The organism is Streptomyces sp. NRRL F-5135 (assembly GCF_000719775.1).
Classification (GTDB): Bacteria; Actinomycetota; Actinomycetes; order Streptomycetales; family Streptomycetaceae; genus Streptomyces; species Streptomyces hebeiensis.
Genome location: NZ_JOHR01000057.1, coordinates 1 through 883 on the forward strand (window position 1 = coordinate 1; position 883 = coordinate 883).

The 883-nt window shown below is 70.6% G+C and carries 1 protein-coding gene; it reads left to right on the plus strand.

Going from position 1 to position 883, the window contains the following annotated elements; all coding sequences use genetic code 11:
* Window positions 1–250 precede the first annotated feature (250 nt).
* On the plus strand, window positions 251–883 hold a 633-nt coding region (locus tag IG02_RS37420), incomplete at its 3' end, for a hypothetical protein (RefSeq protein ID WP_037805215.1).

Consider the following 883-nt stretch of genomic DNA (forward strand, 5'->3'; position numbering starts at 1 on the left):
TCGACTATGCGCGGGTCGTGGACTTCCTGTTCGCGGTGGACGGTCATCTGACGGCGGCGTCTCCGGAGACGGCGGCGGTGGTTGCCGGTGCTGATCTGGGGGGCCCGTCGGCGGCTGATCCGCTGGAGACCCCGTTGGCGGGTCAGACGTTGTCGAACGGTCTGGACCGGTGGGTGTGGGGGACCGGTAGTGGGATCGAGCCGGTGCCGAGGCGCTGCTGCAAGGTTTCTGGGCGCTGGAGCAGATCCGGATGGCCAACGGGTTCCAGTCCCCGCTGACCTGGAGCGACCTGCGGTTCTCGATCGGTTCGTACTTCACCGCCAACGGCCAGCAGGAGCCGCCGCTGCCGGTGGCCCTGCAGTTCCTGCTGGTTTCCGCGGCGGGTTCGGTGGGCGTGGACCTGGAGCTGTCCCGGTTCTCGCTCCTCCCGAGCCATCAGACTGAGCGGGCCTGGGACAGCGCTGTCGACGGTGTGCTGGGCAGTGGGACGGCGCGGGACGCTGAGATGTCCCTGTTCGCGCCGCCGCCGGGGACGGCCGCGCCTGCGGTGGCGCCTCCGGTGAACCTGCCCGAGCCTCCGGCGGTGTCGGGGAGTTTCACGGGTGCGAATGATCCGATGCTGTCGCCGAGGACCGTGATGACGGGTCCGTCGGGGCGTGCGCAGGGCCGCAACTGGACAGGCAAGCCGGTGAGTCGGGTGTTGCCGGGCAAGATACGGGTGATTGAGACCCGGCCCGGGCAGTCGCCGGTGATCGTGTCGGAGGACGATGCGCCGTGGCCGGATGACGCGTATGTCGTCTGGGCCGAGGGTGAGAACGGGCGGGTGCGGCTGCCGGACGGCCGGGTGCTGGGCGCCGAGGGGATCGCTGACGCGTTGGCGGCG